Genomic DNA, 26,426 nt, shown 5'->3' with positions numbered 1-26,426 from the left:
TTTTCTACAATCAGGAAGCACCTGAGTTTTGTAGCCTTTTCTCTACAAACAGTACTTATAGTTTATAGCCCTGCTGCTTAAAGGACTCCACTTTTGCAGCAATTGCGGGATTGCCCAGTGCAAGGATACGGGCTGCCAGTACGGCAGCATTTTTTGCGCCGGCTTTACCAACTGCGAGTGTTCCTACCGGCAAACCTGCAGGCATCTGTACAATAGAATAAAGAGCATCTATTCCTCCTGGTAAGCCACCTTCCAAAGGAACGCCCAATACGGGTAAAGAAGTATAAGCAGATACTACTCCGGGTAAGGCGGCCGCCATACCTGCCGCGGCAATAACCACGCCAAAGCCTTTTTCCTGTGCAGTGATACACAGTTCTCTTACTTTGTCGGGATTACGATGGGCAGACGCTACCACCATTTCACCTTCTATATTAAAATATTGTAAATAATTCAGCGCTTCCTGCATTACCGCTTTGTCGCTTTCAGAACCCATTAGAATTAATACTTTCATTCCAGTTTATTTAGTTTTAATTATCCCTTATGCCCAAAGATATTTATCCTTTCACACATGCAGAAAAAGGAAAATCCACATTGTTGAAAAAGTAGCAAAATTAAGTGGTAAATCAATATAAATAGCTGAAATACGGGATAATAAGATATAGAATACTTATTTTTAATAATATATTGATTATTTTTAAGAGTTATTAGGAAAATTATGAATGAGGCCATTATAGGCAAAGCACTGGCTGCGCTTATACCGGCACTGTTACTGGACCAGCAGGGGAACCTGTTGTATGCCAATGAGAGAGCTGCCGGGTTGGTGCAGTTGGACGATGAGCATAAAGGGGGAGGGCATTACGATCAGATTATCGGTAAACGGACCCGTATCTATTGGGTTGAGCTTTGTCACAAATTGCAATCAGGGCTTCATGCCAGTGTTGAAATGCATTGTCTTACGGGTGAATGGATTGAATGGCAGCTAAGCGCTATTGGGAACGAATATGTACTAACAGGCCATTCCATTACATCCCGCCGCAGGCGGAATGATAAACAGGTATTTGAAAATCTGCCAATCGGATTACAACAGTTCACTCCAGATGGTTATCATGTGGATATCAACCAGGTCCAGCGCGAAATATGGGGAGATGACCATCCAATGTTTACAGAACCGGACTATAATATAGTAGAAGATCCTTATTACCTGCAGGCCGGATTAAGCCAGTTGTTCCGGGATGCACTGCAAACCCGTCAGCCTGTGAAGAATGAGATCCTGCTGCGATATAAAGAAAATCAAAGAGGCGACGTTACCCGCTTACAACCTTATTATTACGAGGCTACCGTGTTTCCTGTTCAAAGCAGGGACGCCGGCGTTACCGGCCTTTTCCTGATGCTGAACGAGATCACCGCACAGAAACTGGCAGCCATCAGCCTGGAAAAGAGTGAACGCTTACTCGATAATATCGTGGAGAACCTGCCCATCGGTTATATGCAGTTTGATCACTACGGTTTTTTACGCCGGGTAAATCAGACACAACGCCGCTTCCTGGGCCTCCGGGAAGGCATGGAAGCTACCGCCTATAACATCATGAGCGATCCTTTTGCGACCATGTACCAGCTGGATGAACTGTTTGTGCAGGTAATGGAAGAAAACAGGGTGCTGCGTTTGGAAAAGCAGATAGATTTTTCACTGGAAGATACCTGGACCGACCAGCAGAAAGAAGTATGGCTGGACATTACCATTTTTCCTTTACAGGATGCTGTTGATAAAAAACAGATCGTGGTAATGCTGGTGAGTGATATTACCAACAAGAAACGGGAACGCCGCATCCGTACACAGTTGCAGCGGAACACGGAACAACTGCACCTGTTCTTTGATGCCGTGGATATGGGATATGCCACCATAGAAAGAAACGGACTGATCACCTTTGTGAACAGTAAGGCAATGGAGATGGTGGGCATAGATGTAAAACAAGGGAGTAACCTCTTTATTACGCTGCCGGAATTCTCTGCGAACACGCCCTTTGCGATCCGCTTTACAGAGGCAATGAAAAGTGAAGTATCAGAGACTTTTTACAGTTACTTTTCACGCATGGACAAGTGGTATGATTTCATGCTTACACCCATGCAGGATGGCGCTCTTTCCCTGTTTATCCGGGATATTACAGAGAGCCGCAAGATGCAGAAGGACCTGTACAAAGCGAATAACCAGCTGAACCGCCTGAACCGTAACCTCGTGAACCAGAATCAGCAGCTGGAGGATTTTGCGCATATTACTTCTCATAATCTGCGTGCGCCGATTGCGAACCTGAAAGCGCTGATGCAGATGTATGTGGCTACCAGTCAGCCCAGCGAGCAGGAATTATACCTGGGCATGCTACAGGAAGTGATCCATAAAATTGATGAAACGCTGAACGACCTGGTAGATGTGGTGCAGATCAGGAAAAATGACGATGTGGAACGGGAACCGTTGTATTTTGCAGAAAGACTGCAATCCGTAAAAGACGTATTACTCGTTGATATTGAGGTGAGTGGTATTCAGATAACCACCAATTTCGATGAGGCGCCTGTGCTGGAGTTTCCACGGGTATACCTGGACAGTATCCTGCAGAACCTGATCACTAACGCGATCCGTTACAGAACGCTGGAGCGCATACCGGGTCTGCATCTGAGAAGCTGGAAAGAGCGCGGCTGTATCGTGCTTACCGCAGAAGATAATGGGTTAGGTATAGACATGGAGCGGTTTGGCAGTAAGCTCTTCGGGTTCAGAAAGACCTTTCACAAGAACAAGGATGCGAAGGGAATAGGGTTATTTATAACAAAAACACAGGTGGAAGCGATGGGAGGGAGTATCAGAGCCGAAAGTACTCCTGGCCGGGGAACCAAATTTATCATTACCTTTAAATCCGAATAAGTCCCTCTATGCAGCTGCTCAATTTGATCTTTATAGTAGATGACGACCCTATACATCAGCAAATTGCTAATATCATGATACGCCGGCAAGGTATAGGGGAGAACGTGAAGACTTTTTCGGATGCCCAGGATACACTTGATTATCTGAAACAGCATCAGGATGAGCCAGCCCTTCTGCCGGACCTGATCCTGCTGGACCTTAATATGCCTGTGATGGACGGATGGGAGTTCCTGAATGATTATGCGGGCTTTTATGAGCAACTATCCAAGGAGATCGGAATTTTTGTACTCACTTCTTCTATTGATGATAAAGACAGGAAAAAGGTAGATAATTTCTCCTTTGTAAAAGGATACCTTACCAAACCTTTATCCAACGAAATTATTACGAAACTGCAACAGTACAGTTAACTTTCTCTGAGTGCTTTAATTGTAGCAGCAGGGTCCGCAGATGAAAAAACCGTACTACCCGCCACCAATACATTCGCACCGGCATTAATAATATCCGCCGCATTATCCAGCGTTATTCCTCCATCGACTTCTATCAGTGCATATGCATTGGATGCCCTGATCATTTCCCTTAATTCTCTGAGTTTTTTCAGTGTCTGCGGGATAAAATGCTGACCACCGAAACCAGGATTCACACTCATCACCAGTACCACATCAATGTCGTTGATCACATTTTCCAGCAGATGTACGGGGGTATGTGGGTTCAATGCCACACCGGCTTTCATGCCCAGTCCTTTTATCTGCTGTATGTTGCGGTGCAGGTGTACGCAGGCTTCATAATGAACCGTTAAGATATCTGCACCTGCCTGTTTAAACGCTTCTGCATATTTCTCAGGTTCTTCTATCATCAGGTGTACGTCACATGTCTTTTTTGCTGCTTTTTTTATTTGGGCAATTACGGGAATACCATAACTGATATTGGGCACAAAACGGCCGTCCATCACATCCAGATGCAGCCAGTCGGCTTCACTGCGGTTCAGCATATCCACTTCTTTTCCCAGCTCCAGAAAATTAGATGCCAGCAGGGAAGGCGCTACGAGCGTGTTTCTTTGTTCCATTCTATTTGTTTTTAAGACTGTCCAGTGCAGCTCTGGCTTCCGGGTATGATTTGCGGAAGGTGAGCGCTTTACTGTAATCATCAATAGCAGCTAATTTGCGGCCAAGTTTTTCGTGGCAGCGGGCACGGTAGTAATAAGCCTCTGCATCTGCGGGAGATGCTTTGGCCGCCATATTAAAATAACTGAATGCAGCAGGCCATTGTTGCTGTCTGTAATATATTTTTCCCATGGCCAGGTAGAGGTCCTCATCATCCGGATCTATCACAACCCCTTTTTTATAAGCTGCTATTGCCTCTGCAAATTTACCATCCTTTTCATAATACTGACCGATGGCATATTGTGCATCTGCATTGGAAGAATCGAGGCGGGAAGCTAATTCATAATAATGAATGGCAGCCGGAAGATGTCTTTCCTGGAGCAGGTCGCCCAGTTCCATTACGGCATCATAATCACTTTGCATACCGGCAGCATCAATGGCAGTGGAGAGGTGCTTAATGGCAAGAGCGGTATCTTTCCTTTCTTCCGCAATACGGGCCTTCAGGTAATAGGCTTTATCGTGTGTATCTTTAGAGACGGCGAGTACGGAGGCCAGGCTGTCTGCTTTTTTGTATTGTTTATTTTCTATCAGGGCAGTCGCCAGCCTGTATTCCAGATAAGGATAATGAGGGGATGTTTTCAATGCTTTCTCGAAGTAGGCAACAGCCTGCGGATATTTTTCTACCAGGATGGCAGCTTCGCCTGCACCTGCCCAGTAGTCTGTTACCTGTGGTTTCAGCCGGGCTGCTTTTTCGAAGTCTTTTTGTGCCAGTGCGGGATCAGTATTGAACAATAGCAACGCCCTGCGGAAGTGAAGATCGGCATCGTTTGGGAACGTGCTCAGTGAATCTGTTAATGGTAATACCATAGGTGCATACAGGGCAGAGTCAGCGTCTGCCTTATCAGCATCCTGCTGTCCTGTGGAATTGGACTGACAAGAATAAAGGATAGGTATCAATAAAAGGGCGAGGTATTTCATACTACAATATTAAAGAATTAGCTGCAAGATAGCTTGCAGCTAATTACTAATTCTGCATCAGCCATGTTTTTAATGCATTGTAGTCGTTCGGCAACAATACTGCTTTCTTATCAAGGCTGTATAATGACTGCACACGCTCTGGTGTAACTATTTTCTCCTGAAGGGCCGCCGGAGCGGTATCTGCAAACTTTACAGGGTGAGCCGTTTCCAGGAAAACACCTGCAGCACTCTTTGTATAGGACAGGTATTTTTGGAGGCCAAGGTAACCGACTGCACCATGAGGGTCCAGCATATAATGTTCCTTTTCCCATACTTCTTCCATGGTAGCTACGGTCTCTTTATCTGTAAAGCTGTAGGAAGTTAATTTCTGTTGCAACGCAGGCAGACTGTTGGCAAACAGTTCCAGGATCCTGATAAAGTTGCTGGGATCTGCCACGTCCATGGCGTTGGAAATGGTAGGTGTTGCCTGTCCGGGTTCGTATTTACCCGAATGCATAAACCTGGGCACTGTATCATTGATGTTGGTACTGGCCACAAAATGTTGCACGGGCAGGCCCATGGCAGCAGCCATCATACCAGCGCAGATATTACCGAAGTTACCGCTGGGCACGGAAAATACTATATCTGATTTCAGTTGTTTGTACGCCAGCAGGTAATAGAACATCTGCGGCAGCCAGCGGGCCACATTGATAGAGTTGGCGCTGGTGAGCAGGCAGTGTGCCTGTAATTCTGCATCCAGGAAAGCGGTTTTCACCATGCGCTGGCAGTCATCGAAAGTGCCCTGGATTTCCAGGGCGGTGATGTTACCATTGAGGGTGGTGAGCTGTTTTTCCTGCAGGGTGCTTACTTTACCGGAAGGGTAGAGGATCACTACACGTACGCCGGGAACGTTGTAGAAACCATGTGCCACGGCTCCGCCGGTATCGCCGGAAGTGGCAACCAGTACGGTTACGGGGCGACTGTCATTTCTGCGGAAGTAACCCAGGCAGCCTGCCATGAAGCGGGCGCCTACATCCTTAAATGCCAGGGTAGGGCCATGGAACAATTCCAGGGCGTAGATGTTATCTTTTACCTTTTCCAGGGGGAAAGGAAAGCTGAGTGTATCTGCAATGATTTTGCGTAAGATCTCTTCGGGGATTTCTTCACCTACGAAAGGTTTGATAGCCGCATAAGCGATATCAAGATCAGCATGTTGTTCTATCTTGTTAAAGAAATCCTTTTCAAATGAAGGGATCTGTTCGGGGAAGTATAATCCTTTATCCGGTGCTAATCCCTGTACTACTGCATCCTCGAAAGAAACGACATGCTGTTTATTCTGTAAACTGAAATATTTCATTGTTTGTAGACTTTTGTTATGATCCCTACACTTTATCTATTCTGCATCCCCTGGTATTTATCTGAGATACATGGATCTTATAATCCACGCCCAGCGGGGCATACACCTTATTCATCATCTCTGCCACATTACGTGCATTTGTTTCTCCTTTGCTTAACATGAATACAGAAGGGCCTGATCCGGAGATACCGCCGCCCAGGGCGCCGGCTTCCTTACATTTTACTTTCAGTTCATAAAAAGCAGGTATGAGGATAGCGCGTACCGGTTCTACGATCACATCTTCCAGGGAACGGCTGATGAGGTCATAATTCTCCTGGTAGAGACCAGCCACTAATGCACCTACGTTACCCCACTGACGGATGGCGTCTGTCATCAGTACTTTTTGTTTGAGTATCTCACGGGCATCGGAAGTCTTTACTTCTATCTGCGGATGGATGACGGTCACCCAGAGATCGGCGGGCGTATGCAGACCTGTAATATCAAGTGGTTTGTAACTGCGTACCAGGGTGAAGCCGCCCATAATGGCCGGCGCCACGTTATCCGCATGTGCTGCGCCGCTGGCCAGCCGTTCGCCTTCCATGGCAAAACGTACCAGTTGTTTAGGCGTGAACGGGTTGTTCAGCAGGTAATTGGCGCCTGCCACAGCACCCGCAGAGCTGGCGGCACTGGAGCCGATGCCACTGCCGGGAGGGATATTCTTGAAGAGTTCCAGTTCTATGCCTGTGTCTGGCTGGCCATACTTTTGTAACAAAGCCTGTATTGCCACACCGCAAACGTTCTGCGCCGGATCTGTGGATAGGCTGGCACCGTGTATCTTCGTGATGGTAACACCCGGAGTGGAGCTCAGGCGCATGATCATCTCATCGCCGGGAGCGTCCATCGCCAGTCCTATTACATCAAACCCACAGGCTACATTGGCAACGGTAGCAGGAGCAAATACTTTAATATCCATGTTGTAATTAGTTTAATTATCTCGCAGATCTGATCACATCAGCAAATATACCGGAAGCTGTTACATCTGCGCCCGCGCCTGCACCTTTTACGATCAGGGGCTGGGCCGCATAACGGTTAGTGGTATACAGCACGATATTATCCTTGCCTTCCAGGTTAAAGAAAGGGTGATCAGGCGCGATAGACTGTAGTCCTACAGCCGCTTTCCCATTTTCATAACGGGCCACGAACTTCAGCTTTTTGCCTTCGTTGTCGGCCTTCTGGCGTAAGTTAAGGAAATGAGCCGCATGTACGTCCAGTTGCTCATAGAAATCAGCAACGGAAGGAGCGTTCAGTGCTTCTGCCGGCAGGAAGGAGTGGTTGGTGATTTCCTCCAGCTCCATTACCGCGCCGCTTTCACGGGCCAGGATGAGTATTTTGCGCATTACGTCCACCCCGCTGAGGTCTATACGTGGATCTGGTTCCGTGTATCCTTCATCCTGGGCTGCTTTTACTACCTGGCGGAAGTTAGCGCCATTCACGAAGTTGTTGAACACGAAATTCAGACTTCCGCTGAGGACCGCTTCAATGCTGCGGACTTTATCACCACTGCGGATTAAATCATTGAGGGTGTTGATCACCGGTAAACCTGCGCCTACATTGGTTTCGAACAGGAAGGAAGCGTTGAATTTACGCGCCAGTTCCTTCAGGTTCTTATAGTATGCATAGTCGGAAGAGCAGGCTATTTTATTGCAGGTAACTACGGAGATACCATGTTGCAGGAATTCACCGTAGATAGCCGCTACTTCTTTACTGGCAGTATTATCAATGAACACGCTGTTGCGCAGGTTCAGGGATTTTATTTTCTGAGTGAAGATTTTTAAGTCGGCCGGTTCCCCGTTTTCCAGTAAGGCGCGCCATTCGGGCAGGTTGATAGATTCATGACCGAACACCATCTTTTTACTGTTGGTGATACCTGCCACACGCACGTGCAGTCCCAGTTCATTCATCAGGTAATGATGCTGCTGATTCAGTTGTTCCAGCAGTTTGCTACCTACGTTACCAGCACCGACGATAAATACGTTCACCTGTTTGAGCGGTGTTTCGAAGAAGGCTTCATGTATAACGTTCAGCGCTTTCTTCACGTCTGCTTTATTGATCACAACAGAGATGTTCTTTTCTGTAGAACCCTGTGCGATAGCGCGTATATTCACACCGTTCCTACCTAAAGCGCCAAAGAGTTTAGCGCTGGTACCGTGGTGATTTTTCATTTTATCACCTACGACCGCTACGATGCTCATATCTCTCTCAACTATCAGCGGTTCTATACGTTTATCCTGTATTTCCTGAGCGAACTCGCTGTCTACAGTAGTTTTGGCCTTCAGCATATCAGCTTCATGGATACCTACGGTGATGGAGTGTTCGGAAGAACTCTGTGTAATAAGGATCACGTTCACACGTTCCTGCAGCAAAGCCTCGAACAGGCGTTTGGAGAAACCGGGGATACCCACCATGCCACTACCTTCGAGGGTCAGCAGGGCTATCTTCTGTATACCGCTGATACCTGTTACGGGGAAGCTGCGGGCCTCACCATTCGGTATATGGATAAGCGTACCATGATCATCCGGGGCAAAGGTGTTCTTTATCCAGATAGGGATACGTTTATTCATTACGGGTTGTATGGTAGGCGGGTAGATTACTTTCGCGCCGAAGTGGGAGAGTTCCATTGCTTCCGCATAGCTGATATGTGCGATAGGAATAGCCTGTGATACGAGGCGGGGGTCGGCGGTCATCATTCCGCTCACATCTGTCCATATATCCAGCACTTCTGCATTGAGCGCAGCAGCGATGATGGAAGCGGTATAGTCGGACCCACCGCGGCCCAGGGTGGTGGTTTCGCCATCAGCACTGGCGGCTACGAAGCCGGGCAGTACGAAGTAGTCGGCAGTTTCCTGCTGGAAATATTGGTTAGCCTGATGATTTGTAGCGAGGAAGTTTACGGCCGCATTGCCGAAGTGGCTGTCAGTAACGATCAGTTCACGGCTGTCTTTCCATATGGCTTTGAGCCCGTTTACTTTCAGCTTTTCGGCAAGCAGGTAAGAGGATACCAGTTCTCCGAAGCTCATGATCTTGTCCAGCGACCTGGCACTGAGTTCTCCCACCTGGAATATCCCGTCGCAAAGGGTTTCCAGTGTGTTGAGTCTCTTTTTCACCTGGCTGATAAGGCCACTGTGTACGGTAATCGGGAAGAGGGTGCGGATGGTATCCAGGTGTTTGTTCTCAATTTCCTGCAATACACTTCTGTATTGTTCCTGTCCTTGTCCGGCAAGCTGTCCGCATTGGATCAGTTTGTCGGTAATGCCACTCATAGCGGAAGCAACGATGGTAAAGCGCCCGTTTGGTTTTTTATTTTGTATGATATTGCAAACCTGTTCTATCGCCTGGGCGCTTCCCATGGAAGTTCCGCCAAATTTTAATACTTGCATTGTATAATGATATTAATACGTAAAGTTCCTATCCCTTTTACCGGTGGTACCACTAGGTGGTCGTTGGATGATATGTGAAATTAACCCCGTAACGGGGTAATTGTAGTTGTTGTAATAGTGCTGAAGCCTGTGCCGGAGAAGGCGCAGATCGCAGATGAGAAGTATGTAGAAGAATGTAGCACTATTATTGTTTAATTTACTTTTCGCAAACAAAAATGCATGATTTCTTTGGAATTAACAAATGAATTGTCAAAGTTTTGAAATTATTTAAATTTAGATGCGGTTATTTGTGAAAAAATACGGGTATAGAGAGAATCGGGACAAATACCTGGAGATCACTGCTATAGGAGAACAGGCACTGAAAAGCACCTGAACGGTTTCTGACAAGGTTCATAATAGCACTTGACAGGCTTCTGATAAGGTTCATCCTACGTTTATCCTACGTTAAAAGACGTAGGATAAACGTAGGATGAACCTTATCAGAAGCTCTTTAGAACCTGTTCAGCAGCTCTTTGGAACCTGTTCAGGTGCTTATCTCTAATTTACTTATATTTGTAATAACCACGTTACATAATGCCGTATTTCCGGAACTTCACATATTATATAGATAAGCGCAAATGGAAATATTGTTTCCTGCTTGCCGCCCTGCAGAAAGGGGTATAGAAATCCTGTAGACACGCTCTGTTATATTCCATACATCAAAACATACTCATGCCTCACTATCATAAGCTGGGAAAGATCCCGCATAAACGTCATACGCAATTCCGCAAGCCGGATGGTACGTTATATTCCGAACAGTTATTTTCTACCGAAGGCTTTTCTTCCAATTCAACGTTATTATATCATTGCCATCCGCCTACGGAAATTGTAAAGGTGGATGAACCTTACAATGTAGCGCCAAAAGTGGCGGAAGAGAAAATGCTGAAACACCGCAGCTTCCAGGGCTTTAACATCAAACCCGAGAATGATTTCCTGGAAAGCAGGAAGCCTGTACTGGTGAATAACGATTGCCATATTGTACTGGCTGCTCCACGCGAAAGCATGACCAGCTACTTTTACAAGAATGCAGATGCTGATGAGATGATCTTCATACATGAAGGTGCGGGCGTATTACGCACACAGTACGGGGAACTGACTTTCGGATATGGAGATTACCTGGTGATACCAAGGGGGACTATTTATCAGATCAGCTTTAACGGTACTGATAACCGCTTATTCATCCTGGAATCTTTTAGTCCTATCCGTTATCCTAAACGTTATCTCAGCCATTTCGGACAATTACTGGAACATGCTCCTTATTGTGAAAGGGATATCCGCCAGCCGGAGAACCTGGAAACAATTGATGAAGCAGGAGATTTTTTAATAAGGATCAAAAAGAAAGGGGTGATGTACCCTATTCACTATGCACATCATCCTTTTGATGTGATCGGCTGGGATGGCTGTGAATATCCGTTTGCATTTTCCATTCATGATTTTGAACCGATAACAGGACGGGTGCATCAGCCACCGCCGGTACACCAGACTTTCGAAGGCGGTAATTACGTGGTTTGTTCTTTCTGCCCCAGGTTGTTCGATTATCATCCGCAGTCTGTTCCTGCTCCATATAATCACAGTAATATAGACAGTGATGAAGTATTGTATTATGTGGATGGAGATTTTATGAGCCGTAAACATGTAACAAGAGGGATGATCACTTTACATCCGGGTGGTATCCCGCATGGTCCTCATCCGGGTGCTGTGGAGAGGAGTATAGGAGCGAAAGAGACGAAAGAATTAGCTGTGATGGTAGATACGTTCCATCCTTTACAGATCACGGAAGATGCATTGGGAATTGAGGACGGACATTATGTGATGAGCTGGGCTGAATAATAAGAATAAAGCGCTTCTCTTCCGGAAAAAGAAGCGCTTTATTCTTTAAGCATTTCCGAGGGTAATCTCATCATCTTTTTCAGGGTCTGTGTTCGCATCTTCCTGATGTTCCTCCGGAGTTTGCAGTATACTATCTCCCATATAAATTTCTGTAGCATCTTTCTTCAATCCATCATCAGAAATCTGTACATCTTTTTCTTTTTTATCTGCCGGACCAGCTGGTTTTTTTTGTGCCATAATATCGTTTTTATCGATAAAAGGCCACTAACATCGTGCCACCTCATCACCAGCTATCCAAATTGCTAGTATGTGCAACCGTTAATTATTCAATACTTTTGCCCCTTATTTTAAAATCAGCACAATTATGGAATACAGGCAATTAGGAGAAAGCGAACTGAAAGTATCTGCTATTACATTTGGCGCATGGGCCATTGGTGGATGGATGTGGGGAGGAACAGAACGTAAGGACGCCGTAGAAGCTATCCGTGCTTCTATTGCAGAGGGTGTTACTTCTATTGATACGGCTCCTGTATATGGCATGGGATTAAGTGAAGAACTGACCGGGGAAGCCCTGAAAGGCTTAGACCGCAGTAAGGTACAGATCCTGACCAAATTCGGTATGCGCTGGGACCTTGAAAAGGGTAACCTGGCTTTCAAAAGCAAGGATAACGATGGTAAAGACATCAATATCCATAAATATGCAGGCAAAGAAAGTGTGATCCTGGAATGTGAGAACAGCCTGAAACGACTGGGGACAGATTACATAGACCTCTACCAGATCCATTGGAATGATGAAACGACCCCGATTGAAGAAACTTTTGAGGCCGTATTACGCCTGAAAGAACAGGGTAAGATCCGTGAAGCAGGCGTATGTAATTATAATGTGGAGCAGATGAAAAGGGCCGATAAAGTGATTAAACTGGCTTCCAACCAGGTGCCTTTCTCTATGGTAGAAAGAGGGATTGAAAATGAGCTGGTCCCTTATTGCATAGAAAATAACAAAGGTATTCTGGCTTACAGTCCTTTGCAGAGAGGGATCCTGAGTGGTAAAATCAAACCAGGTCATCATTTTGGAGAAGGTGACCATCGCCCTGCCACTAAATTCTATCAGCCGGAGAACCTGAACCGCATCAATGCTTTCCTGGACGAGATCCGTCCTGTAGCTGAAAGCAAGAGCGTTACCCTGGCTCAACTGGTGATCCGCTGGACGATAGACCGTGACGGAATTACAGTGGCGCTGGTAGGTGCCCGTAATGCGGAACAGGCTATACAGAACGCAAGGGCTATCAATATAAAACTGGGGGCTGAAGAGACCAGGTATATTAATGACAGGCTGTACAAGCTGGAACTCGTATAATTAATATAGAACAGGGAATAGAACCGGGGCCGATCGCTCCGGTTTTTTTATTTGGTTATTGCTGACCGAATTGCTAATATTGCAATAGCAACTATTTAATGCTTATACTACACACATATCATACTAAATCAAACCAGCTCCAGAGTGAATACTACTTCCTCATGGCCACGCTGGCAATGGATTCGCCCCTCGCCTGATCTTTTACCACTACATCTTGCTATAATCGCTTTTTAACTCAATGCCGTGTGCATTGTAAATTACGGTCATACACCAAAACTTTCTAAAATCTTATGCATACCGTTACAGATACTGCCGCTACAGCAGCACGCGCAAATGCGCAGGACTTTTTACCATTAAATGGTACGGATTACGTTGAGTTTTATGTTGGGAATGCCAAACAGGCGGCTCACTTTTATAAAACAGCATTTGGCTTTCAGTCTGCCGCTTATTCTGGTCCTGAGACAGGCGTAAAAGACAGAGTTTCCTATGTAGTTACCCAGAACAAACTGCGTTTTGTATTCACCACACCATTGGGCCCGGATAGTGATATTGCAAAGCATATCCAGGCACATGGAGATGGGGTAAAAGTATTGGCGCTGTGGGTAGATGATGCCCGTTCCGCTTTTGAGGAAACCATGAAAAGAGGGGCGAAAGCTTTCATGGAACCGGTAACTGAAAAGGATGAATATGGTACTGTGGTACGCAGTGGTATTCATACCTATGGAGATACCGTTCACATCTTTGTAGAACGTAAAAATTACGATGGACCTTTCCTGCCTGGTTTTAAACCATGGAAAACCGTGTATAACCCTGCTGAGACCGGGTTACTGTATGTAGATCATTGCGTGGGTAATGTGGGTTGGAATGAGATGAATACCTGGGTGGATTTCTACGAAAAAGTAATGGGTTTCCGCAACCTGTTATCTTTTGATGATAACGATATTTCTACTGAATATTCTGCCCTGATGAGTAAGGTGATGAGTAATGGGAATGGTCGTGTTAAATTCCCTATTAACGAACCTGCAGAAGGCAAGAAAAAATCACAGATAGAAGAATACCTTGATTTTTACGGCGGTCCTGGTGTACAGCATGTAGCTATCGCCACCAATAATATTATCCAGACGGTTACCGAGCTGCAGAAAAGGGGCGTAGAGTTCCTGACAGTACCTGAGTCTTATTATGCCACACTGCTGGACAGGGTAGGTGAAATAGATGAAGACCTGCAGCCTTTAAGAGAACTGGGCATACTGGTAGACCGCGACGACGAGGGATACCTGTTACAGATATTTACCAAACCGGTACAGGACCGTCCCACTGTATTTTTTGAGATCATCCAGCGCAAAGGAGCCCAGTCGTTCGGCAAGGGTAACTTCAAAGCGTTGTTTGAGTCGATAGAAAGAGAGCAGGCGCTGAGGGGCAACCTGTAAGATCCGCCATTTTAACCTTTAAAAGAGGCTGTTCCATTCCGGAACGGCCTTTTTGCATATATCGCACATTCAGGGTATGTGTTTGTCGGAAAAATTGAAATAATTTGCATAATAGATCGTTGTTTATGAGAGTACAAACTTTATTGGGTGTCTTATTTCTTTTAGGAGGGATTTTTCAGTGTATAACCGCTGTATTGATCTTCCAGGGGGAGAGACACTATATTTTACGTTTTGCAAATCGTAAGGTTGGAATGGTGATATATGCTATTTTTGCCATGTTATTGTTCTATCTTGCATACAGGACTTTTACTATGCAGCCGTCTCAAAGTGTTCCTGTAAGGACAGAACACAGTTAGTGAACTTGTAAAATTGTGTTAAATTATCTATGAAGCAGGTCGTTTTAGCAGCAATGATGTTGTTGGGGTTTGGTAAACTACAGGCCCAGCAATCATTTCTGGATAATCAGAAGATGTTTCCCAAAGTAGTATATGCTTACAGGGATAAAGAAGAGCAGTTAAAGAAGGAGTTTGAGAAGAAGGGATTGGTATATCCTGCCAAATACATTTTCCTCCGCTCTTTTAAACTGGACAGTGAGCTGGAAATCTGGGTAAAGAATAATGCCGCAGACACTTTCAGGTTATTTAAGTCCTACCGGGTATGTACACTTTCAGGTAAAATGGGGCCTAAGCGTAAAGAGGGAGATATGCAGGTACCGGAGGGGTTTTATTATATCAATGATTTCAACCCTAACAGTAACTATCACCTTTCTCTGGGTATCAACTATCCCAACATTTCGGATAAGGTGCTGAGTGACCCTAAAAAGCCGGGTAAGGAGATCTACATTCACGGCAGTTGCCTCACCATCGGCTGTATCCCGCTGACAGACGAATTCATAGATGAAGTGTATATCCTGGCTGTCAATGCCAAGAATGCAGGGCAGGATTTCATCCCTGTGCATGTGTTCCCGATCAAGTTCGGCAACATGCGTTCTATGGACTATCTGGGTAGTGTAACCCTTACAGACAGTACTTCCCAGCGTTTCTGGGTAGATCTGAAAGGGGCGTATGATTATTTCGAAAGACATCACCGTTTACCGGTAGTAATGGTAGACAGCAAGGGCAAATATATTATGTGATCCATTACTGATAAATTGTTTAATTGAAGGGACGGTTATAAACCAGTCCCTTTCTTTTTGCCGTTTAATTAATTTTTCTATGAAAAGTCGATTTTTTTTCGAACCTTGAGTTAAGGTCAAATAATTTTATCGTTATGAACAGAAGAGATGCCATCAGGAATGTAGCCCTGTTACTAGGGACTGCCATATCCGCTTCCACATTATCCGCACTGGAAGGCTGTAACCCAAAGGCTCCTGAGAATTATGCTCTCAAGGCGCCTGAAACAAAGAGCTTATTAGCAGAGATCGCGGAAACCATCATACCAAAAACAGATACTCCCGGCGCCAAAGAGGCAAAGGTCGAAGACTTTATTGTTACGATGCTGAACGATTGTTACAAAACCACTGATCAGCAGGTAGTGCTGGATGGTATGAAGAAGATCGATGCAGCCAGTGAAAAGCAATATAAAAAGCCTTTTGTAGATATTACTGCAGAACAGAAGACTGCGTTACTGACTGAAATAGATAAGGAACGTGTGGCTTATAACAAGCGGGATAACAAAAAAGAAGGCGATCCAACCCATTACTTCCAGGTGCTGAAAGAGCTGACATTATTAGGCTATTTCACTTCTGAACCAGGCGCCACCAAAGCCCTGCGTTATGTTGCCGTACCAGGCAAATATGAAGGCTGTATCCCTTATAAGAAAGGGGATAAGGCATGGGCGATGTAATTAGTTCGTAACAACAAATAAAGTAATTCCATGAATCTGAATATGAAAGCTCAGGAGCAAAACACTTACGATGTAATTGTGATAGGCTCCGGTGTAAGCGGTGGCTGGGCAGCCAAAGAATTTACAGAAAAAGGTCTGAAGGTATTGATGCTGGACCGTGGTAAACCATTAGAACACGTAAAGGATTATGATACGGCAACCAAGGATCCCTGGGAGTTTAAACATGCCGGCCGTATTACGGTAGAACAAAGGGAAACACATCCTAAATTAAGCCGCGATTATCCATACAGCGAGCATAATGAAAAGTTCTGGATCAATGATTCTACAAGTCCATATAATGAAGTAAAACGTTTCGACTGGTATCGTCCTGATATCGTGGGTGGTAAATCCATTATGTGGGGCAGGCAGTCGTACCGTTGGAGCGATATTGATTTTGAAGGCAACCTGAAAGATGGGATTGCGGTTGACTGGCCAATCCGGTATAAGGACCTGGCGCCCTGGTATGATTATGTAGAGCGTTTCGCAGGTATCAGCGGACAGGCAGAAGGATTGCCACAGTTGCCAGACGGCCAGTTTATGCCAGCAATGGAAATGAACTGTGTGGAGAAAGACGTGAAGAAACGCATAGAAGAGCAATATAAGGGCCGTATCATGACGATGGGCCGTGTGGCTAACATCACACAGCCATTACCTGGCCGTACCAATTGTCAGTACCGTAACCTGTGTAGCCGTGGTTGTCCTTTCGGGGCTTATTTCAGCACACAGTCATCTACGTTACCTGCAGCAGTAGCTACCGGGAATCTTACTTTACGTCCGGACAGTATTGTGAATTCTGTTATTTATGATGAGCAGAAAGGCAAAGCTACCGGTGTGAAAGTAATCGATAAACACACCAAGCAGATGACCGAATTCTATGCAAAGATCATCTTTGTGAACGGGTCTACGCTGGGAACTACTTTTGTACTGCTGAACTCTATCTCTCACCGTTTCCCGAATGGATTAGGTAATGATAGCGGTGTACTTGGAAAATACCTGATGGACCATCACTTCCGTACAGGGGCTTCCGGTAAGGCCGTAGGCTTTGATGATAAGTATTTCTTTGGCCGCAGGGCAAATGGTATCTATATTCCGCGTTACCGTAACATTGGCAGCGATAAACGTGATTACATCCGTGGTTTTGGTTACCAGGGAGGAGCGAGCCGTGGAAGCTGGGCAAGTGGTATTGCTGAAATGGGAGTAGGTAAAGATTTCAAGGAGATGCTGACAGAACCGGGCGACTGGAGTATGGGACTTGGAGGTTTTGGAGAGTGTTTACCTTATGAAGATAATAAAGTAACGCTGGATACTTCCGTAAAAGACGATTGGGGACAGCCGGTACTGAAGTTTGATGCAGAGTTCAAGGAAAATGAGAAGAAGATGCGTGTGGATATGATGAACGATGCAGCAGAAATGCTGGAAGCAGCAGGTCTGAAGGATGTAAAGACATATGACAACGGTTCTTATCCCGGTATGGCTATCCATGAAATGGGTACTGCACGTATGGGTCGTGATCCTAAAACGTCTATGTTAAACTCCTGGAACCAGTTGCATGCAGTGAAGAATGTATTTGTAACAGATGGCGCCAGTATGACGTCTGCAGCCTGTGTAAATCCATCTCTTACTTATATGGCCATGACAGCAAGAGCAGTAGATTATGCTGTGAAAGAAATGAAGAAAGGAAATATTTAATTAAGATATGAATCTCAACATCAGAGCAGAGAAGGAGAATACCTATGATGCCATTGTTGTAGGCTCAGGGATCAGCGGGGGATGGGCAGCCAAGGAGCTGTGTGAAAAGGGATTGAAAACGCTGGTACTGGAAAGGGGTCGCAACGTGGAGCATGTGAAAGATTACACTACCGCCATGATGGCGCCCTGGGAGTTTCCGCACCGTTTGAACCATACATCGGAAATGAGGGAGAACCATCCCATTCAGAGCCAGTGTTATGCATTCGACGAAGCAACACAACAGTTTTGGGTAAACGATAAGGAGAACCCTTATAACCAGGTGAAACCATTCAACTGGCTTCGCGGGTATCATGTTGGCGGCCGTTCACTGATGTGGGGAAGGCAGGTATACCGCTGGAGCGATGTAGACTTTACGGCCAACGCAAAGGACGGTCATGGTGTTGACTGGCCTATCCGTTACAAAGATGTAGAGCCATGGTATGATTATGTCGAATCTTATATAGGTATTAGTGGTCAGGCTGAAGGTCTGCCGCAATTACCCGACGGGAAGTTCCTGAAAGCGATGGAAATGAACTGCCTGGAGAAACATGTGGCAGCACGTATTAAAGAGCAGTACCAGGACCGTATCGTAACCATTGGCCGTGTAGCACATGTGACTGAAAAGCATCATGACCGTGGTCCTTGTCAGTTCCGTAACCTGTGTGCGAGAGGATGTCCTTTTACCGGTTATTTCAGCAGCAACGGGGTTACTTTACCGGCAGCCGCCAAAACGGGTAATCTTACATTGCGTCCGGATTCTATCGTGCTGGAAGTGATCTATGATGAGCTGAAAGGCAAGGCCAAAGGTGTACGTATCATGGACGCACATACGCTGGAAACAACGGAATATTATGCCAATATCATCTTCTTAAATGCGTCTACTATCGGTACCACTGCAGTGCTGTTAAACTCTGTATCAAACCGCTTCCCTAACGGGTTCGGTAACGACAGCGGAGAAGTAGGGCATAACCTGATGGACCATCACTTCGGTGTAGGTGCCGGAGGAGAGTTCGATGGTTTCCAGGACCAGTATTATAACAGCGGGCGTCGTCCTAATGGCATATACATTCCGCGCTTCCGCAATATCAGTGAAGCTACTAAACGTAGCGACTATGTGCGTGGGTTTGGTTATCAGGGCGGAGCGGACCGTAACCGCGGGACCAGCTTTGATGGCATTGGTATTACGTTGAAAGAAGTGCAGACAGAAGCAGGTATGTGGACCATGGGCGTTGGCGCCTGGGGAGAACACCTGCCTTATCACGATAACAAGGTAACACTCAACAAAGACAAGAAAGACAAGTATGGCCTGCCTACCCTGGACATTGACTGTTCATTCAAAGAGAATGAGCTGGCAATGCGTAAGGATATGCTGGAAAGCGCGAAAGAGATGCTGGAAGCTGCCGGTATCAAAAACGTGGGTACTTATGATAGCATGCCGCCTCCGGGCCATTGTATCCATGAAATGGGAACAGCACGTATGGGACGCGACCCCAAAACATCTGTCCTTAATGAATGGAACCAGGTACATGCTGCAAAGAATGTGTTTATTACGGATGGTTCCTGTATGGCATCATCTGCCTGTCAGAACCCATCTATCACTTATATGGCATTAACAGCGAGGGCGGTTGATCATGCGGTGAAAGAGCTGAAGAAAGGGAATGTGTAAGTGAGTACATGAATTTTTAAAAAAGCTACAGGAGATTTCTTCTGTAGCTTTTTTTATGTGCGTAGATAGGTTGCGCAGTACGTTTGTACTATTGTGTTATGATATTATTATCTACACGAAAGTGTTATTATCGATCTGGAGAAGTATAAATACTTTTGCTGCTTATTCCTATTATAGCATAAAATGAACAATATGAATGCATTGTTAAGTAAATTCTAATACTATAATTAGAAGTAAACACAAAAGTTGTGAGTATTTACTCCAGCTATCACCTATATATCGAAATATATAACCTCTATGCGACAATTTTTACTCTTTACATTGTTTGTTATTTTATCATCTCTTCCTGTTTTTGCTATTGACGCAGACAGTACTGTCACAAAGCTACCAGAGAAATACCTGTCACAGGTACAGCATAAATCTCATCATGTAGAAGAGCAGGTAAACAAACGAAGCAAAAAGGCTTTGGACAGGTTTGCCAAACAGGAAAAGAAGATGCAGGCCAAATTGTGGAAGGTAGATTCTGTAGCAGCAAAGAACATCTTCACACGCTCCATTGATAAGTTAAATGGTTTAAAATCAGGCCTTAGGAATAAGGTGCCGGGTAATGTACCTTTAGGAGGCAATGCAGACCTGGATACTTTACAAAACTCCCTGAAATTCCTGGATGGGTCTAAAGACCTGCTGGGTTCATCGAAAGATAAACTTAGCAGTGCTACTCAAAGTGTGCAGGACTTACAGGGAAAATTACAGCAGGCAGAGGAGATAAAGGCGTATATCCGTGAACGCAGACAGCAATTAAAGGATCAATTGGCGCAGTATAGTGGGTTTGGTAAAGACCTGCAAAAGATGAATAAGGAGGCTTATTATTATGGGCAGCAGCTCAATGAATATAAATCTTTGCTCAAAGATAAAAAAAAGGCAGAGGCCAAAGCCGTAGAGATGTTAAAGAAAGTACCTGCCTATAATGATTTCATTCAGAAACATTCACAACTGGCCAGTTTGTTCAACCTTTCTGCTGCCAGTAATACGGCACAAAGCCTGGAAGGTCTGCAAACCCGTTCACAGGTGGAGCAACTGGTTCAGCAGCGGATTGGTGGTAGCCCTTCTGCGCAGGCGGCGGTGAGCCAGCAGATGGAGCAGGCAAGATCGCAGTTCAGCGAATTGAAAAGCAAGTTCCCTGAGCTGGACAATGCAGGTGACATGCCTGATTTCAAACCCAATCCCATGAAGACGAAAAGCTTTTTGCAGCGTTTGGAGTTTGGCGGGAATGTGCAGTTCCAGAAATCAAGTAAGTATTATCCTACTACATCAGATATTGCTGGTCAGGTGGCCTATAAGTTCCATAAGAACGGGAGCGCCGGTGTTGGGATCTCTTATAAGCTGGGCTTAGGTACCGGCTGGAATAATATTGCTATCAGTCACCAGGGAGTAGGTTTGAGAAGTTTCGTTGACTGGAAGCTAAAAGGGACCTTTTTTGTCAATGGTGGTTTTGAAGAGAATTACCTGTCAACGTTTTCTCATGTGGAACAGTTAAAGAGCTGGAAAGGCTGGCAGGGGAGTGCATTAATAGGTATCAGCAAGAAGTATAAAATCAGTGCAAAGCTGAAAGGGAATATTATGGTGTTGTATGATTTTCTGGCTAGCAGGAACGTACCATCAACGAGTCCTCTTAAGTTGAGGATGGGGTATAATTTTTAACATACATTTAATTTGGGGACATGACTAAGAAATTTTTACTGCTTGCAGCGGCAAGCACTTTTTTTGCTGCTATTAACTGTTTTTCTCAGGGTTTTGACAGCTTGTATTCCAATGTAGGAACTAATAAGGCATTAATTTTCACTCCGGTTGCCAATTATGGACACAAAATTTATGGTTTTGATGCAGGGACCAGAACTGACCTTCGTTTTGCTACCCGGGCAAATACTCCTAACTGGACAGATGTTATGTCTATTACTTCAGGTGGGAATGTTGGAATTGGCAATGTTGCTCCATCACAGAAGTTATTTGTCAATGGTAACATCATGTTCGGAATAGGGAACTCCTTTGGAATGGCATTATCCGACAGCGCTATCTATGACAGTAAATACCTGCCAAATTATGGTATGAAATGGGTCAATGATAGCTGGAGTCCCGCAGGACCTACTTTGTGGGCAGGTAGTTATGCAGGTATCAAGTTATTCACAAACAGGCTTCCACGTATTTCTATCAATGTGGATGGGAATGTAGGAATAGGAACAATTACTCCCGGTAGTAACAGACTAGCCGTTGAGGGTACTATTGCAGCCAGGAGAGTTAAAGTTACCCAGGCTATTGTCTGGCCGGACTTTGTATTTGATCCTTCCTATCAGTTACCATCTTTGCGGGAAATTGAAAATTATGTAACTGTTAATAAACATTTGCCTGATGTGCCATCGGCTAAAGAAGTGGAAAAGAATGGACAGGATCTGGGAGAGATGAATAGAGTGTTGTTGCAGAAGGTGGAGGAGCTGACGTTGTATCTGATAGAGATGAAGAAAGAAAATAATGATTTAATGAAAAGGATGGAAGCGTTGGAGCACGCAAACCGATAATAATCGATGAGCATTACTTTATTCTTATGTTTTGGCAGATGTCAGGAGGAATGCAAATACTTTTAATGTTATGTTGAATATAGAATTATCTGTATGATCTTTTTTCTCCAATTCACCTATGCATGAAGTAAATCAGTATCAGTTACCATCTTTAATGGTACATCAGGCAAATGTTAATAGGCATTTGCCTGATGTACCATTTTCTATGGAAACATTGGGTGGGAAATCTGATAATCGGGTTGAAAAAATGAGTAAGCAATATTTTAGTTTGGAACAATTTAATAACGAGGTTTTATGAAAAGGTATTGGGCATTAATATTCATTTTATTCGAGTGTATGCAGATGATGCTATTGCCACAAACAACTTTAGGGCAGGCAAGTTCTATCGCTACTACTCAGGCGGGAATAAATGGCAGTAAAACCTCTCCAAGTCCGGAAGTAGCTGCATTAGGCAATTTTGGACTGGTACCTGCCACTCCTTTTACGGGGCAGGCAGATATTTCTGTTCCGTTGTACAATTTATCTTATAAAGATTTATCTGTTCCCATAGCATTAATGTATACAACCAAAGGAAATAAAACGGATGAACATCCGGGTTGGACGGGCTTAGGATGGTCATTACAAGCCGGAGGTGCAATTTATCGAAAGGTGAATGGTTTGAATGATGAGATTCCGAAATTATATGAAGCAGAAAGAGGATATTTATACAATTGTGGTACTGTTAACCAGAAATATTTAAACCCCAACTATCTGGCAAGTTATTCTTTGGGGGGATACCAATCTGTAGATAGTTTACTTAAATATCAATATGATGCGAGTCCTGATGAATTTATATTTAATTTCAACGGTTATTCGGGTGTTTTTTTTATAACAAGACCGTCTCCTACAGATTCCGTACAAATAAAGATCAGGAGTAACGGAAATTATAAGTTAAAGGCAGATATCCTGGAAGTCAGGGATAACATGTCTTACGGCGATTTGCCCCTGGGGGAATTTAGCACTGTATTAACAACCAATTCCGTCAAAAGGAGTATTTATAAGATCAGAATTACTGATGAAGCCGGGAACCAGTATATTTTCGGAGGTACTGATAATTCTATTGAATTGAATAATAATGGAAATTATACAGATGTATATAGTACAATTTCCAGTGCATGGTATCTTACCGAAATCAAATCTCCGGGAGGTTATAAAATCAATTTTGATTATAAAAGAGTAGGTAGAACATATACTCAGACATTACAACGGAATGTTTGTCAATATAGTGGAAACCATTCTATATCAGGTAAATTTTTGTTTTTAATTGCCAAGACAGAAGAAAATATAACTAATTATAGTACCTGGGAGAAATTTGCTATTTCTTCGCATAACCCGGTTTATCTGACATCCATTAAAACTCCTTCTCAGGTAATTAATTTCAGTAGTTCTAAGAGTAATGAATTAAGATATAACATTTTAAATGAGGATTTTATTAAGATAAATGGAAACACAGTCAGTGAAGGAAGGGATTCAAGTTTCTGGCAAAAACTGGATGTCATAGATATAGTGGGTGTAAAGAAAATAAAGTTTAATTATCTGGAGCAAATAACCCGGCGCTTGCAGTTAAGCAGTGTTGAATTGCAAACAGCATTTGACAGAACAATACAAAAATTTTCCTTTGCTTACAATTCAAATATATTACCTCCATATAATGCAAGGAAAGCTGATCATTGGGGGTATTATAATGGAAGAACATATGCTTATGGCATCAATTACTATGTTAGCAGAGTGCCGGATGAAACTTTCATGAAAGCTGAAATACTGGAGAAGATAACCTATCCTACCGGAGGTTATTTGAAGCTTGAATATCAGCCCCATTATTACGCTAAAATAGCACGCCAGTTCCCATTTGATATTGATGAATCACAGGTTAGTGATAGCATAGCTGGTGGACTGAGGGTGAGTAAAATGACTATTGCTGCTGATTCATTGGCAACGCCTGTTACCAAAGAATATTTCTATGTAAAGAATTATTTGGGCGGAGGAACAAGATCAAGTGGTATATTATCCGGGAAACCTTTTTATGGAGATACCGGCTCCATTGTAACTCACACTAACGTTGGCGGTACAATGGTTGAAGGCCAATTATGGTATTCACATGTACTTGATAATAATTATCTGCAGTTAAGTAATACTAATGGCAATCATATTACTTATTCTGAAGTAACAGAAAAGAGTGACGGTGGTTATACTGTATATAAATATAGTAATCATGATAATGGCTATCAGGATAAATTGCCCCTGGTTGAGTTCAAGAATTTTGATTCAAACTGGGATGAGCAGGCATTTACAAGCATGGAGACATTCAGAGGATTGACATTGTCGAGCCAGGTATATAATAGTAATAAGGAATTATTAAAAGAAAGTCAGATCGAGTATAATATAGATACTACCAATTCTGAGTACAGGGTGCCTAATATTTACCGGTTTGAGGACGAATCCATGGGCGTACAGATATATAGGTCGTCTCTTTGTTTTTATTTTATAAAACCCCCGTTAGTTAAGAAAGTTACTGATGTAAACTACGCGCAGGGAACAACAACCCAGAATTTAACTACTATACAATCTAATAAATACTTCGTAGACAGAGGTGTGCAGGATTCAGCAACATTACATGATAATTACAAAGTTACAGAAAGTGTATTTGTAACCAGTAAACAGGATACACTGAAATCAGTATTTAGTTATCCTTATACAAAGGTATTAGCAGGCTTAGATCCAGGTGGTATATATAAATCAATGCTTGATAGTAATATAAATGCACCAGTTATTACGCAGGTTGAATCCAGGAACGGTGTGCAACTTCGCCTGACGAATACCGTATATTTCAAAACTCCTGAAAAATTATATCTTCCTCAATACTCACAGGTACAGCAGGGCATAACAGATAGCCTTGATACAGAAGTAGTTGTTAATAGTTATGACCAATATGGGAATATGCTGGAAGCTACCAAAAGAGGAGGAGGGAAAATTGCTTATTTGTGGGATTGTATTGGACATTATCCTACAGCAGTAGCCCAGAATGCAGGTGTAGGTGATATCCGTTATTTCTCTTTTGAAGAGAATAATTCTCCTGCCTGTGGTAACACACTGAATCTTAGAACAGATAGTACTTCTCCTTCCGGCATTAAATGTTATGAGATTAACATTGCAACCCCGTTTACAGTGACTCATTCATTAGGTGGTTTCAATAGTAGTATATCTCACATTGTATCTTACTGGAGTAAAAATGGTAGTTATACTGTAGATGGTTCTGTGAGTATGATTACCGGCAGAACACTGAATGGATGGACATATTATGAACATACTGTCCAAAATGTTCTTGGTGTAAATATAAGAGGAACTGGTCTTATCGATGAGGTACGCGCATACCCTGTAAATGCTCAGCTAACAACATTTACGTATTTGCCCAATATTGGGATTAGCAGTCAGTGTGATGCTAAGAACCAGTATGTATATTACGAGTATGATAGTTATGGCCGTTTGCATATTGTCCGGAACCAGGACAAGAATATTGTAAAGATGATCTGTTATAACTATAAAGGAGAGACGGAGATTTGTAATGAACACATCTATTATAATACAGTACAAAGCGATTCCGCCAGAAATACCTGTAATCCAGGTGCATATGCTAAAATGGTAGTATGTACTGTTGAAGCCGGGATGTATGGTTCTGATAAAAGCCAGCAGGATGCCAATGATAAAGCACGTGCTGCACTTCCCGCTAAATTAGAGGAAGCTAAGAAAAGCAGCCCTTGTCTTTTTTATAACCAGAGAATGACAATGACAGGAATAAAACAATGCTCATCTGGTTTTTCCGGTACAACTGTAACATATGTTGTGGATTCAATGAAGTATTTTTCTGAGAGTATGCAAGCCGCCAATGATACAGCAATGATGGATCTGAACGCAAATTATCAGACTTATGCCAATGCAAATGGTACATGTCATTGTTTAGGTGAATCAAAGAAAGTGATTGGATTAACATGTGAAACCGGACAAAAAATTGTTACCGCCAGTACACCTGTAGGCAGTAATTATACGTGTACTTATCACTACTTATGGTCTGACGGCTCAATAAGTGGTAATTATACAGAGTCGCAAACAGCAGCTTGCCCGCTAACAAATCTTCCTTGACGATT

19 protein-coding genes are annotated in these 26,426 nt (G+C 43.8%); 12 read left to right on the top strand and 7 right to left on the bottom strand.

Translation table 11 applies throughout. The features are described from left to right. Nucleotides 1-55: 55 nt before the first annotated feature. Entirely contained in the window at nucleotides 56-511 is a 456-nt protein-coding gene (gene purE / locus GO495_RS24960) for a 5-(carboxyamino)imidazole ribonucleotide mutase (RefSeq protein ID WP_157302678.1), read from the bottom strand. 204 nt (nucleotides 512-715) lie between these two features. Between purE and GO495_RS24955 the strand changes: the two genes are divergently transcribed. Together GO495_RS24955 and GO495_RS24950 are read left to right on the top strand one after the other, a co-directional pair. Further along, nucleotides 716-2,911, top strand: coding sequence for a PAS domain-containing sensor histidine kinase (locus tag GO495_RS24955; RefSeq protein ID WP_157302677.1), 2,196 nt, complete (start codon nucleotides 716-718; stop codon nucleotides 2,909-2,911). Nucleotides 2,912-2,919: 8 nt separating this feature from the next. Then, the gene (locus GO495_RS24950; RefSeq protein WP_157302676.1) at nucleotides 2,920-3,318 is read left to right on the top strand and encodes a response regulator; all 399 of its coding nucleotides are present in this window, start codon (nucleotides 2,920-2,922) and stop codon (nucleotides 3,316-3,318) included. Here GO495_RS24950 and rpe read toward each other — a convergent pair. From rpe to thrA, 5 genes are read right to left on the bottom strand one after another with little or no spacing between them, the layout of a single operon-like run. Further along, the gene (gene rpe, locus GO495_RS24945; protein WP_157302675.1) at nucleotides 3,315-3,974 is read right to left on the bottom strand and encodes a ribulose-phosphate 3-epimerase; all 660 of its coding nucleotides are present in this window, start codon (nucleotides 3,972-3,974) and stop codon (nucleotides 3,315-3,317) included. The two genes, GO495_RS24950 and rpe, sit on opposite strands and share 4 nt — an antisense overlap. Nucleotide 3,975: 1 nt before the next feature. Further along, complete coding sequence (locus GO495_RS24940) at nucleotides 3,976-4,989, bottom strand: tetratricopeptide repeat protein (RefSeq protein ID WP_157302674.1); 1,014 nt, start codon at nucleotides 4,987-4,989, stop codon at nucleotides 3,976-3,978. Nucleotides 4,990-5,035: 46 nt separating this feature from the next. After that, a complete protein-coding gene (gene thrC, locus GO495_RS24935) occupies nucleotides 5,036-6,325 on the bottom strand; it encodes a threonine synthase (RefSeq protein WP_157302673.1) in 1,290 nt (429 codons plus the stop codon). Between the two features lie 25 nt (nucleotides 6,326-6,350). Next, entirely contained in the window at nucleotides 6,351-7,277 is a 927-nt protein-coding gene (locus tag GO495_RS24930; protein ID WP_157302672.1) for a homoserine kinase, read from the bottom strand. A 16-nt stretch (nucleotides 7,278-7,293) separates the two neighbouring features. Continuing rightward, complete coding sequence (thrA, locus tag GO495_RS24925) at nucleotides 7,294-9,741, bottom strand: bifunctional aspartate kinase/homoserine dehydrogenase I (RefSeq protein WP_157302671.1); 2,448 nt, start codon at nucleotides 9,739-9,741, stop codon at nucleotides 7,294-7,296. Nucleotides 9,742-10,452: 711 nt separating this feature from the next. Here thrA and GO495_RS24920 point away from each other — a divergent pair. Continuing rightward, the gene (locus GO495_RS24920) at nucleotides 10,453-11,610 is read left to right on the top strand and encodes a homogentisate 1,2-dioxygenase (RefSeq protein WP_157302670.1); all 1,158 of its coding nucleotides are present in this window, start codon (nucleotides 10,453-10,455) and stop codon (nucleotides 11,608-11,610) included. A 45-nt stretch (nucleotides 11,611-11,655) separates the two neighbouring features. On the opposite strand, the gene GO495_RS24915 is transcribed toward GO495_RS24920, so the two are convergent. Continuing rightward, nucleotides 11,656-11,847: a hypothetical protein gene (locus GO495_RS24915; protein ID WP_157302669.1), complete on the bottom strand. Its 192-nt coding sequence runs from the start codon at nucleotides 11,845-11,847 to the stop codon at nucleotides 11,656-11,658. Nucleotides 11,848-11,974: 127 nt separating this feature from the next. Between GO495_RS24915 and GO495_RS24910 the strand changes: the two genes are divergently transcribed. The 9 genes from GO495_RS24910 (at nucleotide 11,975) to GO495_RS24870 (ending at nucleotide 26,421) form a co-directional block, all read left to right on the top strand. Beyond that, entirely contained in the window at nucleotides 11,975-12,967 is a 993-nt protein-coding gene (locus GO495_RS24910) for an aldo/keto reductase (RefSeq protein ID WP_157302668.1), read from the top strand. A 290-nt stretch (nucleotides 12,968-13,257) separates the two neighbouring features. Continuing rightward, on the top strand, nucleotides 13,258-14,394 hold the full coding sequence (gene hppD / locus GO495_RS24905; RefSeq protein ID WP_157302667.1) for a 4-hydroxyphenylpyruvate dioxygenase: 1,137 nt from the start codon (nucleotides 13,258-13,260) through the stop codon (nucleotides 14,392-14,394). A 385-nt stretch (nucleotides 14,395-14,779) separates the two neighbouring features. Continuing rightward, nucleotides 14,780-15,529: a L,D-transpeptidase family protein gene (locus GO495_RS24900; RefSeq protein ID WP_157302666.1), complete on the top strand. Its 750-nt coding sequence runs from the start codon at nucleotides 14,780-14,782 to the stop codon at nucleotides 15,527-15,529. 134 nt (nucleotides 15,530-15,663) lie between these two features. Next, entirely contained in the window at nucleotides 15,664-16,239 is a 576-nt protein-coding gene (locus GO495_RS24895; RefSeq protein ID WP_157302665.1) for a gluconate 2-dehydrogenase subunit 3 family protein, read from the top strand. Between the two features lie 30 nt (nucleotides 16,240-16,269). Then, nucleotides 16,270-17,967: a GMC oxidoreductase gene (locus tag GO495_RS24890; RefSeq protein WP_157302664.1), complete on the top strand. Its 1,698-nt coding sequence runs from the start codon at nucleotides 16,270-16,272 to the stop codon at nucleotides 17,965-17,967. Between the two features lie 7 nt (nucleotides 17,968-17,974). Beyond that, nucleotides 17,975-19,672, top strand: coding sequence for a GMC oxidoreductase (locus GO495_RS24885; RefSeq protein ID WP_157302663.1), 1,698 nt, complete (start codon nucleotides 17,975-17,977; stop codon nucleotides 19,670-19,672). Nucleotides 19,673-19,969: 297 nt separating this feature from the next. Further along, nucleotides 19,970-21,373 carry a GumC domain-containing protein gene (locus tag GO495_RS24880; RefSeq protein WP_157302662.1) on the top strand — a complete coding sequence of 468 codons (1,404 nt, stop codon included), beginning with the start codon at nucleotides 19,970-19,972 and terminating at the stop codon, nucleotides 21,371-21,373. A gap of 20 nt (nucleotides 21,374-21,393) precedes the next feature. Continuing rightward, complete coding sequence (locus GO495_RS24875; protein WP_157302661.1) at nucleotides 21,394-22,245, top strand: tail fiber protein; 852 nt, start codon at nucleotides 21,394-21,396, stop codon at nucleotides 22,243-22,245. Nucleotides 22,246-22,539: 294 nt separating this feature from the next. After that, nucleotides 22,540-26,421, top strand: coding sequence for a DUF5977 domain-containing protein (locus tag GO495_RS24870; protein WP_157302660.1), 3,882 nt, complete (start codon nucleotides 22,540-22,542; stop codon nucleotides 26,419-26,421). Nucleotides 26,422-26,426: the final 5 nt, after the last annotated feature.

The sequence above is a fragment of the Chitinophaga oryziterrae genome, assembly GCF_009758125.1.
Classification (GTDB): Bacteria; Bacteroidota; Bacteroidia; order Chitinophagales; family Chitinophagaceae; genus Chitinophaga; species Chitinophaga oryziterrae.
Note: the sequence above shows the minus strand (reverse complement) of the source record. Positions and strands in the feature narration are given on the sequence as shown.

Excerpts from the sequence above, each read along its gene's own strand:
- purE (WP_157302678.1), bottom strand. The coding sequence starts at position 511 with ATGAAAGTATTAATTCTAATGGGTTCTGAAAGCGACAAAGCGGTAATG.
- GO495_RS24955 (WP_157302677.1), top strand. The coding sequence starts at position 716 with ATGAATGAGGCCATTATAGGCAAAGCACTGGCTGCGCTTATACCGGCA.
- GO495_RS24950 (WP_157302676.1), top strand. The coding sequence starts at position 2,920 with ATGCAGCTGCTCAATTTGATCTTTATAGTAGATGACGACCCTATACAT.
- rpe (WP_157302675.1), bottom strand. The coding sequence starts at position 3,974 with ATGGAACAAAGAAACACGCTCGTAGCGCCTTCCCTGCTGGCATCTAAT.
- GO495_RS24940 (WP_157302674.1), bottom strand. The coding sequence starts at position 4,989 with ATGAAATACCTCGCCCTTTTATTGATACCTATCCTTTATTCTTGTCAG.
- thrC (WP_157302673.1), bottom strand. The coding sequence starts at position 6,325 with ATGAAATATTTCAGTTTACAGAATAAACAGCATGTCGTTTCTTTCGAG.
- GO495_RS24930 (WP_157302672.1), bottom strand. The coding sequence starts at position 7,277 with ATGGATATTAAAGTATTTGCTCCTGCTACCGTTGCCAATGTAGCCTGT.
- thrA (WP_157302671.1), bottom strand. The coding sequence starts at position 9,741 with ATGCAAGTATTAAAATTTGGCGGAACTTCCATGGGAAGCGCCCAGGCG.
- GO495_RS24920 (WP_157302670.1), top strand. The coding sequence starts at position 10,453 with ATGCCTCACTATCATAAGCTGGGAAAGATCCCGCATAAACGTCATACG.
- GO495_RS24915 (WP_157302669.1), bottom strand. The coding sequence starts at position 11,847 with ATGGCACAAAAAAAACCAGCTGGTCCGGCAGATAAAAAAGAAAAAGAT.
- GO495_RS24910 (WP_157302668.1), top strand. The coding sequence starts at position 11,975 with ATGGAATACAGGCAATTAGGAGAAAGCGAACTGAAAGTATCTGCTATT.
- hppD (WP_157302667.1), top strand. The coding sequence starts at position 13,258 with ATGCATACCGTTACAGATACTGCCGCTACAGCAGCACGCGCAAATGCG.
- GO495_RS24900 (WP_157302666.1), top strand. The coding sequence starts at position 14,780 with ATGAAGCAGGTCGTTTTAGCAGCAATGATGTTGTTGGGGTTTGGTAAA.
- GO495_RS24895 (WP_157302665.1), top strand. The coding sequence starts at position 15,664 with ATGAACAGAAGAGATGCCATCAGGAATGTAGCCCTGTTACTAGGGACT.
- GO495_RS24890 (WP_157302664.1), top strand. The coding sequence starts at position 16,270 with ATGAATCTGAATATGAAAGCTCAGGAGCAAAACACTTACGATGTAATT.
- GO495_RS24885 (WP_157302663.1), top strand. The coding sequence starts at position 17,975 with ATGAATCTCAACATCAGAGCAGAGAAGGAGAATACCTATGATGCCATT.
- GO495_RS24880 (WP_157302662.1), top strand. The coding sequence starts at position 19,970 with ATGCGACAATTTTTACTCTTTACATTGTTTGTTATTTTATCATCTCTT.
- GO495_RS24875 (WP_157302661.1), top strand. The coding sequence starts at position 21,394 with ATGACTAAGAAATTTTTACTGCTTGCAGCGGCAAGCACTTTTTTTGCT.
- GO495_RS24870 (WP_157302660.1), top strand. The coding sequence starts at position 22,540 with ATGAAAAGGTATTGGGCATTAATATTCATTTTATTCGAGTGTATGCAG.